Source organism: Microcoleus sp. OTE_8_concoct_300, from assembly GCF_031383065.1.
In the GTDB taxonomy this organism is placed as follows: domain Bacteria; phylum Cyanobacteriota; class Cyanobacteriia; order Cyanobacteriales; family Microcoleaceae; genus Microcoleus.
On record NZ_JANMZH010000662.1, the window covers coordinates 1 to 12,179 of the forward strand.

General features: G+C 47.9%; 12 protein-coding genes. 7 read left to right on the forward strand and 5 right to left on the reverse strand.

Annotated elements, in window-relative coordinates; all coding sequences use genetic code 11:
• Window positions 1–440 precede the first annotated feature (440 nt).
• From ureE to ureG, 3 genes are all read left to right on the forward strand, one after another.
• Window positions 441–878, forward strand: coding sequence for an urease accessory protein UreE (gene ureE, locus ACUVJL_RS29985; RefSeq protein ID WP_445249169.1), 438 nt, complete (start codon window positions 441–443; stop codon window positions 876–878).
• Window positions 879–1,153: 275 nt separating this feature from the next.
• Window positions 1,154–1,891 (forward strand): urease accessory protein UreF, encoded by a 738-nt coding sequence (locus tag ACUVJL_RS29990; RefSeq protein ID WP_445249170.1) that lies wholly within the window; start codon window positions 1,154–1,156, stop codon window positions 1,889–1,891.
• A gap of 227 nt (window positions 1,892–2,118) precedes the next feature.
• Window positions 2,119–2,715 carry an urease accessory protein UreG gene (gene ureG, locus ACUVJL_RS29995; RefSeq protein ID WP_445249171.1) on the forward strand — a complete coding sequence of 199 codons (597 nt, stop codon included), beginning with the start codon at window positions 2,119–2,121 and terminating at the stop codon, window positions 2,713–2,715.
• 70 nt (window positions 2,716–2,785) lie between these two features.
• On the opposite strand, the gene murG is transcribed toward ureG, so the two are convergent.
• A complete protein-coding gene (gene murG / locus ACUVJL_RS30000) occupies window positions 2,786–3,883 on the reverse strand; it encodes an undecaprenyldiphospho-muramoylpentapeptide beta-N-acetylglucosaminyltransferase (RefSeq protein WP_445249172.1) in 1,098 nt (365 codons plus the stop codon).
• A gap of 185 nt (window positions 3,884–4,068) precedes the next feature.
• Between murG and ACUVJL_RS30005 the strand changes: the two genes are divergently transcribed.
• Window positions 4,069–4,974, forward strand: coding sequence for a nuclear transport factor 2 family protein (locus ACUVJL_RS30005; RefSeq protein ID WP_445249173.1), 906 nt, complete (start codon window positions 4,069–4,071; stop codon window positions 4,972–4,974).
• 222 nt (window positions 4,975–5,196) lie between these two features.
• Window positions 5,197–5,985 (forward strand): SDR family oxidoreductase, encoded by a 789-nt coding sequence (locus ACUVJL_RS30010; protein ID WP_445249174.1) that lies wholly within the window; start codon window positions 5,197–5,199, stop codon window positions 5,983–5,985.
• Window positions 5,986–6,540: 555 nt separating this feature from the next.
• Here ACUVJL_RS30010 and ACUVJL_RS30015 read toward each other — a convergent pair.
• The 3 genes from ACUVJL_RS30015 to ACUVJL_RS30025 form a co-directional block, all read right to left on the reverse strand.
• The gene (locus ACUVJL_RS30015; RefSeq protein WP_445249175.1) at window positions 6,541–6,903 is read right to left on the reverse strand and encodes a hypothetical protein; all 363 of its coding nucleotides are present in this window, start codon (window positions 6,901–6,903) and stop codon (window positions 6,541–6,543) included.
• A 121-nt stretch (window positions 6,904–7,024) separates the two neighbouring features.
• Window positions 7,025–7,246, reverse strand: coding sequence for a hypothetical protein (locus ACUVJL_RS30020; protein WP_445249176.1), 222 nt, complete (start codon window positions 7,244–7,246; stop codon window positions 7,025–7,027).
• The gene (locus tag ACUVJL_RS30025) at window positions 7,243–9,012 is read right to left on the reverse strand and encodes a S8 family peptidase (RefSeq protein WP_445249190.1); all 1,770 of its coding nucleotides are present in this window, start codon (window positions 9,010–9,012) and stop codon (window positions 7,243–7,245) included. The genes ACUVJL_RS30020 and ACUVJL_RS30025 overlap by 4 nt, the downstream gene beginning before the upstream one ends.
• A 254-nt stretch (window positions 9,013–9,266) precedes the next feature.
• Between ACUVJL_RS30025 and ACUVJL_RS30030 the strand changes: the two genes are divergently transcribed.
• Both ACUVJL_RS30030 and ACUVJL_RS30035 read left to right on the forward strand, forming a co-directional pair.
• On the forward strand, window positions 9,267–9,683 hold the full coding sequence (locus ACUVJL_RS30030; protein WP_333130890.1) for a hypothetical protein: 417 nt from the start codon (window positions 9,267–9,269) through the stop codon (window positions 9,681–9,683).
• A 287-nt stretch (window positions 9,684–9,970) separates the two neighbouring features.
• The gene (locus ACUVJL_RS30035; protein ID WP_445249177.1) at window positions 9,971–11,671 is read left to right on the forward strand and encodes a pentapeptide repeat-containing protein; all 1,701 of its coding nucleotides are present in this window, start codon (window positions 9,971–9,973) and stop codon (window positions 11,669–11,671) included.
• Window positions 11,672–11,705: 34 nt separating this feature from the next.
• Here ACUVJL_RS30035 and ACUVJL_RS30040 read toward each other — a convergent pair whose 3' ends face one another.
• The gene (locus ACUVJL_RS30040) at window positions 11,706–11,888 is read right to left on the reverse strand and encodes a hypothetical protein (RefSeq protein ID WP_445249178.1); all 183 of its coding nucleotides are present in this window, start codon (window positions 11,886–11,888) and stop codon (window positions 11,706–11,708) included.
• Between the last annotated feature and the right edge of the window lie 291 nt (window positions 11,889–12,179).

Genomic DNA, 12,179 nt, shown 5'->3' on the forward strand with positions numbered 1-12,179 from the left:
TAGAACGGGAGAGGCCCAAAGACTCAAACCCTCAAGCTTATTGATTGCCCGCTTGTTGCAGCCGCAGCAGCTCGGCTTGAATTCGCTGTTTGACTGCCGGATTCGCTTGCTTAGGAATGAGAATTAAATAACTTCCACAAGTTTGTGGGATGGGCGTCCCGTCCGTCCTTTTTGGACGGGCGGGACGCCCATCCCACAATAACAATTAAAATTGTAAGTTATTTAATTCGCGATCCTTATCCTTCCGATCAAAAAACCTGTAAATTCCAATTAGAGATCAAAAAGATATTCCTCAAAAACTAGATGTGAAGAGAATTCGTCAGAGGAATATAGCCATCCTAAATCATTTGTAAATTTCTTACTCCCTTCCTTTAGTAAGGGGAGGGTTGGGGTGGGGTAAAAAATTTACGACTTATTTAGAATTGCTATAGAATATAAAAATGCTAACTTTCACAAAACATTTGCGGCCCAATCCCGAGGCTATTGTCAGCTTTACTTTACCGATGACAGCCGACGATCGCACTCGCAGTCGCCACCAATTCGAGACAGAAACGGGGGAAAAGCTGCACCTGAGTTTGCCAAGAGGTACGGTACTGCGCGATCGGGATTTATTGCAGTCGGAAGACGGTAGCTGTTTGGTACTGGTAAGTGCAAAACCCGAATCGGTGCTGACAGCGCGGGCCTCAACTGCGCTGCTACTGATGCGGGCGGCTTATCATTTAGGAAACCGTCACGTAGCTTTAGAAGTTGCCGATAATTATTTAAGGCTTTCTCCCGACTCTGTGTTGCAGGGAATGCTCGAAAAAATGGGTTTGGAAGTAAAAGAGGAAATTGTGCCGTTTCAGCCAGAAATGGGCGCTTACGGGCACAGCCATTAGATTTTAGATTTTAGATTTTAGATTTACGGACACCGATAAATCCGAGGGCTTATGACAAAATTGGTTTCGGTCATTCAACAAAGAAGAAGTCATATTAAATCCGGTAGCATCGTGGGGGGTAAAATCCAGTCAACACTCAGGGAGGGTGCAACCGGAATAGATATAATTCATCTGCGTTAATCTGTGTTAATCTGCCCTCATCTGCGGTTAAAAAAAGAGAATTTCTCGGGCCGCAGATGACAAGGGATTGACGCAGATTTACGCAGATTAAGAGAATGGTAAAAGATTTGATATCAACAGTGAACAATCAACTTTTATGTTTGTTACAGCTAGCTTTTGCACCTGTGGGAGCTTATAGTTATTCTGAGGGAATCGAAAGTCTGGTAGAAACCGGTGCGATCGACAGCGAGATTAGTTTAAGGAATTGGTTAGAAAATTCGCTGCAATTCGGGGCTGTTCGAGTAGAAGCCGCCGTGGTAGTACGGGCTTTGAGGGCGGCCCAGAGGGGGGATTTGGCCGCTTTGAGTTACTGGAATGCTTGGGCGACTGCTGCTAAGGAAACAGAAGAGTTGCGCTTGCAAAGTTGGCAAATGGGGCGGACTTTGGTCAGGTTGCTGCTGGATTTGCGTGAAGTGAAGCTATCCCGCAGGGAATCGCCCGTTTCTTCTGTGTTAACAACAATAGTAAAAGATTTGGTGGAATGTGGCGGCAATCCGTGCAATTTTGCGATTGGCTTTGGCATTGCCGCCGCAAGCTGGCAGATTGAAGAGGAAGCGGCCGTGTTAGGATATTTGTACAGTTGGGCTGCAAATTTGGCGAGTGCGGGCGTTAAACTGATTCCCCTCGGTCAAACAGCCGGTCAGCAGTTGCTGTTAGATTTGCGATCGCAAATTAGCTGTACGGCGCGAGAAGTTTTACAATTAGAAGATGATGACCTTGGTAGTTGCAGTTGGGGATTAGGACTGGCTAGCATGGCCCACGAAACTCAGTACAGTAGGTTATTTCGGAGTTAAAATTTCAAGGGGGAAATCCGGCAACGGAAGGTGCGCCATACGCACCCTAAAGTCGCGTAAAGTGCTTATATAGCAAATCTAAATGAGTCGTAAATTTTTTACCCCACCCCAGCCCTCCCCTTGGAAAGGGGAGGGAGTAAGAAATTCACAAATGATTTAGGATTGCTATAGCGCACATACTAAAATAAAAAAAATCTAAAATCTAAAATCTAAAATCTAAAATCGATATGAGTGCTTTTCGTGTAGGAATTGCGGGTCCGGTTGGTTCTGGAAAAACTGCTTTACTTGATGCTTTGTGCAAGTCGCTGCGACAGCAGTACCAGATTGCTGTGGTTACTAATGATATCTATACTCAGGAAGATGCACAGTTTTTGGTTCGGAGTCAAGCTTTAGAGAGCGATCGAATTTTGGGCGTAGAAACGGGAGGCTGTCCCCACACAGCCATCCGCGAAGATGCTTCAATCAACTTAGTAGCTATAGAAGAGCTAGAGCACAAATTCACTGATTTAGATTTAGTATTTGTAGAAAGCGGCGGCGACAATTTGGCTGCAACTTTTAGCCCAGAGTTAGTAGATTTAACAATTTACGTAATCGATGTCGCTGCGGGCGACAAAATTCCGCGCAAAGGCGGGCCTGGAATTACTAAATCAGATTTGTTAGTAATTAATAAAATAGACCTCGCCTCTTTCGTGGGAGCAGATTTAGGCGTGATGGAACGGGACGCTAAAAAAATGCGAGGGGAGAAACCTGTTGTTTTTACTAACTTGAAGACCAAAGAAGGATTAAAATCAGTAGTTAAATTCATCCGCTCCCACATCGTGTAAAACATCAGTCATCATCTGCGTCCATCCGCGTTAATCTGCCTACATCTGCGGTTAAAACTCCTAAAAACCATCACCTCACCACCAATTCCCTGACCAAATTTGCCAAACGTTCTGTACTGTCTCTCACGGCTAATCCAGAAGCAGCTTGAGACATTTTTGCCAAATATTCCGAATCTCTTAACAAATACAACACTTTGCTTTGCAATACCTCTGCTGTCAGTTCGCTTTGACGGAATACCACGCCGGCGCCAGATGCGGCAAATACCTCCGCATTAAATCTTTGGTGGTCGTCAGCGGCGTGAGGAAAAGGAATTAAAATAGAAGGTACCCCCGTCACTGCTAATTCTGTCAGAGCACTCGCGCCCGATCGACTAATTGCTAAATTTGCTCGCTGCAACAAACTCGCCACATTGTCATAAAATGGCATAGACAAATATTGCTCGTGTTTCAAACTTTCAGCATCCGGGTCATGATTTCCGGTGAGGTGAACTACCCAAGCACCCGCATCAAACCAAGCCGGAGCGCACTGCCGCACTAACTGATTGACGGAGACAGCACCTTGAGAGCCACCCATGACTAAAATTACAGGTACGCTGTCAGGAATTGGCAAATTTAGAGGTTGGCGAGTCAGGAATTGCGATCGCACCGGCGTACCAGCAACCACGGTTTTCGCGCGGGGTAAATGCTGGGCTGCTGCTTCAAATCCGATCGCCACAGCAGTGCACAAAGGACTAAACCAGCGCGTCACCTTCCCGGGAATTGCATTAGATTCGTGGAGAATCACCGGCAAACCCAAAGACCGGGCCGCCAGAATTGCCGGTGCTGCGATATAACCGCCCGTAGTAAAGACTCCCTGAAAATTTCCCGCTTTGAGCAACTTCCGCACCTGAAGGATCGAGCCGGCGAGTCCGCCCAAAATTCGCAGTGTACCGAGTCCAAATCGCTGCTGAAAGCCTTCGACGGTGATCGTGTGGAGGGGGTAAAGGGCTGGAACTAATTGCGTTTCCATGCGGTCTGGGACTCCTAGCCATTCGATCTGACAGTCATTCAACTGGCCAGCGGTGGCGATCGCAGGAAATAAATGTCCACCTGTACCGCTAGCTGCAACCAACAACCGGAGGGGGGCTTTTGTCAAGGTATTTGTTTCTTTTACAAGTAAAAGTTCCACAGGTCGATCAATTTTATATTTGAGGTTTTAGATTATTATGCTTATTGTTCCAGCAGTTTCAGCCAATTTTCAATCAGCCATCTAAAATTAGATTGTGCCGTGTCCCTCCTTCCGTTGTCACGAGTCGTTGCAGGCGAACAGTTGCCCGCGCCACGACTCCTGACAAATAACCAAATTATCATCTAATGCGTAATTTTTTGAATTTAATGCCAAGTGCATCTCAGTATTTTTCCAGCCGTCGGGACGAAAAAGCCGATCGGGCGATCGTTTTTGGCTTTAACTGCGGGCAGTCGATCGCTCAAATGTTGTTATGTTTAACAGTGGTAAGTGCTGGCGTGCTGCATCCTAGTGCGGTAAGAGCGATCAGTGCGATCGGGGCGACTCCCCAAACGATCGCCCAAACCAGAGCAAATGCCCCGGCCCCACTCACAAAACTGCTAACAGAAATTGACGCAGCAGCCAACCGGCGCGATGTCAAAGCAGTCATGGCATTTTACAGCCCGAGTTTCACTCATTCTGACGGCTTAAACAGCCAAAGCATGGAAAAAGCCCTCACCCAACTCTGGGATCGATATCCGACTTTGAATTACCGCACCGAGATCACATCTTGGACAACCGAAGGTAGCGCGATAGTCGCAGAAACCGTAACTACAATTGCCGGCACTCAAAAAAAGGATGGCAGAGAATCATCTCTCAAAGCTACCATCCGTTCTCAGCAGCGCTTTGAAGGTGAAAAAATAGTTAAGCAAGAGATTTTGGCCGAACAAACTCAGCTTAGTTCTGGCGAAAATCCTCCCACAGTTCAAGTGAATTTGCCGGAGCAAGTTAAGGTGGGCGAAGAGTACCATTTTGATGCCATTGTGCGAGAGCCGATCGGCGATGATATTTTAATAGGGACTGTTTTGGAGGAACCCATTACCGAAAAAACATTTTTTAATCCCTCAGAAGTCGAGCTGGAGTTGCTAAATGCCGGGGGAATTTTTAAAGTAGGTAAAGCTCCGGCTACCCCTGAAAATCGGTGGGTTTCAGCAGTTTTGATGCGACAAGGCGGAATTGCCATGGTTAGTGTGCGATTGCGGGTTGTCAAGTAATAAAATAGGTGTTATGGGTTATTTGAGTAATTTCTGTAGTGGCGGGTTAAGTAAAATCTCTAATACAAACGAGAGAACCCGATAAACCTGCCCCTACAAGAATTATGGTTAATTGACCCGACTTGATTTTAGAGCAACTAAAAACTCTGTTTTTCCCTCTTCCTCCCTCTCTCTGCGCCCTCTGCGCCCTCTGCGGTTAATAAATCTTCCTTATTATTAAAAATGATTTCTATCCAAAATCAAATAGTTTTCATTACAGGTGCGAGTAGCGGTATCGGATCAGCCTGTGCCAAGATATTCGCCAAAGGTGGAGCCAAACTAATTTTAGCAGCCCGCCGCCTTGAAAAACTCGATCGACTGGCGAACGAACTTGTAGAAACAAAATTGCTCGCCTCGGCGAACGAGATTTACTTGCTAGAATTGGACGTGCGCGATCGCCCGCAAGTCGAATCGGCGATTGCTGCGCTTCCCGATGCCTGGAAAAGCATCGATATTCTGATCAACAATGCGGGATTGAGCCGTGGTTTAGACAAACTGCACGAAGGCAACTTTCAAGATTGGGAAGAAATGATTGATACCAATGTTAAAGGCTTGCTTTACATGACTCGCTCAATCGTGCCAGGAATGGTAAGCCGAGGCGGAGGCCACGTAGTGAATATCGGCTCAATAGCAGGCCGCCAAACTTATCCGAAAGGCAATGTTTATTGCGCTTCCAAAGCAGCAGTGAGAGCTATTTCGGAAGGGTTAAAACAAGACCTTTTGGGAACACCAGTGCGGGTGACGGAAATAGAGCCGGGTTTGGTGGAAACAGAATTTAGTAATGTCCGGTTTCACGGCGATGCAGAAAAAGCAAAAAATGTCTATCAAGGATTGACACCGCTGACTGCTGACGATGTAGCGGATGTGGTGTATTTTTGCGCGACGCGATCGCCCCACGTCAATATTAGCGAAGTCTTGCTAGTTCCGACAGACCAAGCTAGTGCAACTCTGGTTCACCGAAAAGAGTTTTGAGCAGTGAATGGTGATACCAAACCCGAATTAAATACGCCCTTTATTTCTTAGTTCCTATACGCTTTGATTTCGTTTGTGTAGGTAGGTTTCAACGGCCGAGTTTTACAGCGGCATCGTCGATCGCCCCACTCAATCCTGGATCGGACTCCGCGCGGGTCAATTCATCCGAAATGCGATCGCCCCCCAACTCTGTAATTCAGATTTTGCCTATCCTCAAGCGATCGCCCGGTGGAAAAATTTGAAGCGACTCTCCGGATGGCGCTCGAATTCTCAGGAAGCTTAATTGGTAGATGCACCCTGATTAATTAACTCCCGACCAATTTTGGCCGGGTTTTTTTTGTCGATCGCACGCCGTCGCCGCAAATTCTCAAAACTGTCCCGAAAAAGTACACCTCGAACCGGAAGCTTAGTTGGTAGATGCACCCTGATTAATTAACTCCCGACCAATTTTGGCCGGGTTTTTTTTTGCGGTATCGAGGCTGATGCTGAAAAAGTTTGAGTTTGTCCGGATGGCGCTGGAATTCTCAGGAAGCTTAATGAGTAGATGCACCCTGATTAATTAACTCCCGACCAATTTTGGCCGGGTTTTTTTTTGTCGATCGCACGGGCTCGCCAGAAATTCTGCCAAATTTTGCCAAAGTGTCCTGAAAGAGGTGCTCTCTTGCGGGAGATTAAATTAGTAGATGCACCCTGATTAATTAACTCCCGACCAATTTTGGCCGGGTTTTTTTTGTCGATCGCACGGGCTCGCCACAAATTCTGCCAAATTCGGCCAAAGTGTCCTGAAAGAGGTGCTCTCTTGCCGTCCATTAAATTAGTAGATGCACCCTGATTAATTAACTCCCGACCAATTTTGGTTTGGGGTTTTTTTTTGAGCGATCGCACGGGCTCGCCACAAGTTCTGCCAAATTCGGCCATTGTGTCCTGAAAGAGGTGCTCTCTTGCGGGAGATTAGATTAGTAGATGCACCCTGATGAATAAACCCCAGCCAATTAAGGCCGGGGTTTTTTTTGCTCGAAAGCTGGATTAGTCGATCGACCTACAACACCTCAAAAGACTGCACCTCCAGAACCGGGCCGATCATAGCAAAAGTCATCACATCCTTGCGGACTTCACCTTTAATACTGACTTTCAAACCAGCTTTTTTCAACTCAGAAGGAGCCTCCTTAAGTTCGTAAGTTTCCCCATCTTGGCCAACCAAAGCCCAAGTGCCCGGGCCTAATCCTTTACGTTCAATTTCGCCTTTGACAGTAATACTCATGCTGACTGCACCTCTGTTTTAATCGCCAAACGCGCCAATCCGAAACACAGCAAAGCATTGACAATCAAGAATGTTTGTGCTACCAAACCACTTCCCAATCCCCAAACTGCGGGAGACATAAAAGCATTCACCGCTAAACTGCTGGCAAAACCGATCGAAATTGCGATCGCGATCCACTTCCACTGTCGATGTCCCAATAGCAAAGCAATCAAAATCCCAGGAATCAAAACGCTAGCAAAAAAGGGATTCAGCATACTGCTGCCATTAATTGCGCCGCCGAGTTCGGGAATAGAACTGCCCATCACCCGCAGCGGCCATTGTGGTAGGTCAAATACAAACAGATTTCGCAGCCCAAAGAACCCAGAACTGCCAGCAATCAAGCCGCCGGAAAAGCCCCAAGTCCAGGCGAAGGGGAAATAATTCCGCATTAAGAAAGCCAGCAGGTAAGAACCGAGCACCATTCCAATCTTAGGCAACAGGGCGACTGCACCGCCGTCTATCCAAAAGCGGGGGTTGAGATAGCCGTTGTCGCGCACCCAGCGAAAGAAATCGCGGAAGTTGATTTGTCCGCGCTGGGCTAGCTGAACTGCTGCGGCTGCGTCTAGGTGTCCTGAACCAAAATGGTTTAACGGATCTTCAGTGACAGTTCGCGAGGACTGCAAGAGTACACTGCGAATCGAGTCTGGTTCTGTGATGCCGGAGGCCTTGATAAGGGCTGCAACGGCTGCAACGTGGGGAGAAGCCATGCTAGTGCCTTGGTAGCCTTCAAAGACTTCGGCGCCGGTTTCCGGGTCGATCGTACTTTGCAGGATCTTGCCGATTTCAGAACCGCCCGGGGCTGCAATGTCAACCCCTGCGCCGAAATTCGAGTAAGAGGCTTTTTCGTCGTCCGGGCCGAGGGCGGAAACGCCGATGACGTGGGGATAGCGGGCGGGATAGGAAGCGGAACTCTCGCCGGAGTTGCCGGCTGCTGCGATGATGACAACGCCTTTAGAGTGGGCGTAGTCGATCGCCTCGGACATTAACTGACTTTCGCCGCCGCCGCCGAGACTCATGTTAATCACGTCGGCGCCGTTGTCAGCAGCAAATTTGATCGCTTCGGCGATGTCGGAAACAGTGCCGCCACCGCTGGCGCTTAACACTTTTAGCGGCATTAAAGCAGCTTCGTAGGCGATGCCCGCAACGCCATAATTGTTGTTAGTTGATTGGGCGACTGTACCGGCGACATGAGTGCCGTGCCCGTGGTCGTCGTAGGCTTCGGCGCGATCGTTTACAAAGTCGTAGCCGGGTACAAATTTGGTTTCTTTTAAGTCAGCGACTGGAGTAATGCCCGAGTCAATTATCGCTACTGTTGTGCCGCTGCCTTTGGTTTCGTTCCAGGCAGATTCTACGTTGATGCTGCGGAGATTCCACTGCTTGGTATACATGGGGTCATTGGGAATCTCGAAAGCGCTGTAGACGTAGTTGGGTTCAATGTATTCGGTATCTTTAGCCAAATTTGATTTTTTCAGGGCGTTTAGCAAAGCGCGATCGCCCTTAACTACATATACATTGTCGCCCGCTGAGAATTCGCTGTTGAGTTGCGGTGCGACTTGGTACTGTTGGGCGATCGCATTTACTTCTTTCGCAATCTCAGCAGCGCCCAAATCTTCGCGAAAATCCAGCACAATCGAGTCGTAAGTGCCTTGAGTAGCAAGTCCTGGGAAATTAGAAATCGCCCAGCCGAGCCCGATTAAAAATAAGCACAGAAGGAAAAACTTTTTCATGGCCGATCGTCCGTTTAGGGAAGGCTTGTTCACCACAATAACCCAATTTTCACCGCCAGCGCCAGTTTTCCTTGCTGCTGCTTGTGGATCTCTCCCAAGCCGGCCTTTGGTAGTTTTCGGCGGTGGCTGTTGATCGAGCAAAAATTGCTCTAATTTCTAGTTAGAATTGCCGAGCAAGTTTTAGGAGTTCAATCAATTGTATCATTAGAGAAAATGACAAACAGAACCTGGACTATTTTCAACAAGGGTATTGCATGGAAAGAGGTTTAATGTGGCTGCCGCTGCTGGCAATTTTTATCGGGCTGGCTTGGGCTGGATGGAACGAGTATCAAAAGCTGGAAGCGTATCGCGTCTGGGCCGAACAATTTGCTAAAGCCAAGTACGATATTTATGCTGTACTCGGTCAGCAAGAAGACAGTTTAACTTGGGGAAAACCTACTCGCCGCGGGCCAGTGAATTTGCAAACTTTTTCTTTAAAAGACGTGCAGTCGCTACGTTTGTTAGTCAACTCTCAGGCCGTTGATTTGGAGTCGCCGCCGAATTCTGGAAGCCGAATCGCCCTCGAATTTTTGTTGAAAGATGCTGCTGCGGTGCAGGTTCCTTTTACAGAAATTCCTCTAGCGACTAAATGGGGAAAGCACTTGCAGCAAGAATTGCAGCGCTTTAGGTAAAAGCAGTCTCCGGCGGGGCAGCATATCAGATACGAACTCTGCTACTGTAAGTAACAAAAGTCTGTAAAGTTGGTAGTGGAAATAGAACTTACGCAACAAATCCTTTGAACGGCCATCTATAGGAGTAAAGTGCGCACGCATCACCTGGAGGACTTGAGTTCTTGCAGTAAGTAGTACGGATAGTGTACCTGTGCCTAGCCCGATAGTGATCCGTGCGCACCTTAGAGTTAAAGTTCTTGCCCAGCGCGTCCTAAAACACCTAAATTGCTAGCCCCCAAACCTGCGGAATGCAAACACAAGAATTTTTACAGCGCTATCAACAGGGAGAGCGTAACTTTAGTCACATTGACCTCAGCGGCGCTAGTTTAAGCGGTATCAACCTGCGAGAAATAGACCTCACTGGTGCTAACTTGACTGGTGCTAATTTGAGCTGGTCTTTTTTGAGCAATGCCCAGTTAATTGGGGCTTGTTTGCGGCGCGCGGATCTCCGCAGTGCGGGGATGGCTGGGGCGAATCTGAGCGTGGCAAATTTGAGCGGGGCAAATCTTGCTAAAGCGGATTTGCGCCTTGCTTGTTTGGAAGCAGCAGAGCTCAATTGGGCCACATTGCCTGAAGCGGATTTGGGCGGTGCTAATCTTCAAGGAGTTAAATCTGACCAAATTAATTTGGCTGGGGCTAAACTCGACGGCGCGAAGTTGATGGCGGCGGAATTGATGGAGGCGAATCTCAATGGCGCCAGTCTTGTTGGTGCTAATTTAACGGGTGCTAATTTGCGGGAAGCGCATTTGGTGGAAGCGAATTTGCGATCGGCAATTTTAATCGGTGTAAATTTGATTGAAGCTGACCTCAACGGCGCTCAAATGCGATGGGCAAATCTGACGGGCGCTGAGTTGCACCGAGCAGTGCTGGCGGGGGCGGATTTGACTGAGGCGGTGCTGGATAACGCTGATTTGAGTCGAGCTAATCTGGCGGGTTCTTATTTATTGAAAGCGAGTTTTAAGAAGGCGCTTTTGCTGCGAGCTAACCTGGAAGGAGTGTATTTGCTGCGGGGGGATTTGAGCGAAGCTAATTTGCGTAGTGCTGATTTGCGGAAAGCTGATTTGAGCGGCGCTTATTTGGTGGATGCGATTTTGGGTGAGGCGGATTTAAGAGAAGCTTGTTTGATTGAGTGCCGTTTGATTCGGACGAATTTGGAGGGGGCGCAGCTTACGGGTTGCTGCATTCAAAATTGGCAAGTTCAAGATGTCGATTTGTCTCGAGTTGACTGCCGCTATGTTTTTACTCAGTTTGATTATACTGCGAAGGTTGCGGCAAATCGCTTTCCGGTCGATCGCGATTTTGAGCCGGGGGAATTGGGGGGGCAGCATCAAGAGGACAGTTCTATTGTGAATGTGTGTTTTGCTGAATCTCCTAATTGGGAGGCTTTGGTTTTTACGGTGCGTCGGGTGGAGTTGGAAAGCTACGCACTTAAGTTGAACGTTCAAAAATTTGAATCGGCGGGAAAACAAAATTTACTGAGGCTGAGTGCGAACCGTTTGGTGAATGGCAAGATTTTGGGCGATCGCATTTTGGAGCTTTATCCAGATATGTTGGAAAAGGTTTTAGCCAAGGACGCTGAAATTTTGAGTTTGCTCGACTTGGCTGTTGCTAGTAATAGTACGCAGCCGAGTCACAATGAAGTGTTGCTCAGAAGACAGGAAATCTACCAGCGAATGGTGCGCCAAATTTGGTTGATTTTGATGTCTCAGACGCCGGATAAACTCTCCCAAAGCGTGCAGCGGCTGTTGGATTATTTGAAGCAGCAAGGTATCGTGACTGAGCAGATTCAAAAGAAAGTCATCAGTCAGGCGATCGTGCAGCAGTCGAAGCAAGACCCGGTGTTTCGGGAACAGTTGATCGCGTGGGAGAAAACGGCGTCGGATCACGTTCGCTGTTCGATGATCGGGGAAGCGGTGCGGTTTGCGATCGCCCTTTTGATCGATTATTAACAGTTAATTGTTAACACTTGAAGTCGGCGACTTGCTAAAGCCCGCACTTGCTCTTGTGCGTCGGAAACTGCAAGCGATCGTGCATTACTAAGCAATACCCGGCTTTTCGGGAACAGTTGCTCAGGTGGGAGAAAACGGGTTCGGAGCGCGTTGGCTGTTCGGTAATGGGGGTAGCGGTGCGGTTTGCGATCGGCTTTTTGTGGGAATGAATAGACATAGGAGTGAAAAGCCGCTCCAGGGAGGGCTGGATGCCTGTCCCACAAGAATTGTTGGAGATGTCTAATGTGTACTTGATGTTGTATCCTAAACCTAATCTTGCCAAGGCACTTTCAGATGAGTTAGGCGGTGCCGGATAACCTTTACAACTCTATCAATATATCGCTGCTGACCTGTCACAGTGTCTTTAGAGGGGTAGTGGAGTAAAATTGCCTCTAGCCCAAAGCTGACAAGTGCCGAAGAGCTAAAACATAGCCAAGAATCTTGTGGGAAGATGACTGACTCCGAAATG

What these genes read in the sequence shown, in the direction of transcription:
- ACUVJL_RS30025 (WP_445249190.1), bottom strand. Translation starts at nt 9,012, where the DNA reads ATGAAAAAGTTTTTCCTTCTGTGCTTATTTTTAATCGGGCTCGGCTGG.
- ACUVJL_RS30040 (WP_445249178.1), bottom strand. Translation starts at nt 11,888, where the DNA reads ATGTCTATTCATTCCCACAAAAAGCCGATCGCAAACCGCACCGCTACC.
- ureG (WP_445249171.1), top strand. Translation starts at nt 2,119, where the DNA reads ATGAGTGCTTTTCGTGTAGGAATTGCGGGTCCGGTTGGTTCTGGAAAA.
- ACUVJL_RS30020 (WP_445249176.1), bottom strand. Translation starts at nt 7,246, where the DNA reads ATGAGTATTACTGTCAAAGGCGAAATTGAACGTAAAGGATTAGGCCCG.
- ACUVJL_RS30010 (WP_445249174.1), top strand. Translation starts at nt 5,197, where the DNA reads ATGATTTCTATCCAAAATCAAATAGTTTTCATTACAGGTGCGAGTAGC.
- ACUVJL_RS30005 (WP_445249173.1), top strand. Translation starts at nt 4,069, where the DNA reads ATGCGTAATTTTTTGAATTTAATGCCAAGTGCATCTCAGTATTTTTCC.
- ACUVJL_RS30030 (WP_333130890.1), top strand. Translation starts at nt 9,267, where the DNA reads ATGGAAAGAGGTTTAATGTGGCTGCCGCTGCTGGCAATTTTTATCGGG.
- ACUVJL_RS30035 (WP_445249177.1), top strand. Translation starts at nt 9,971, where the DNA reads ATGCAAACACAAGAATTTTTACAGCGCTATCAACAGGGAGAGCGTAAC.
- ACUVJL_RS29990 (WP_445249170.1), top strand. Translation starts at nt 1,154, where the DNA reads ATGGTAAAAGATTTGATATCAACAGTGAACAATCAACTTTTATGTTTG.
- ureE (WP_445249169.1), top strand. Translation starts at nt 441, where the DNA reads ATGCTAACTTTCACAAAACATTTGCGGCCCAATCCCGAGGCTATTGTC.
- ACUVJL_RS30015 (WP_445249175.1), bottom strand. Translation starts at nt 6,903, where the DNA reads ATGGCCGAATTTGGCAGAACTTGTGGCGAGCCCGTGCGATCGCTCAAA.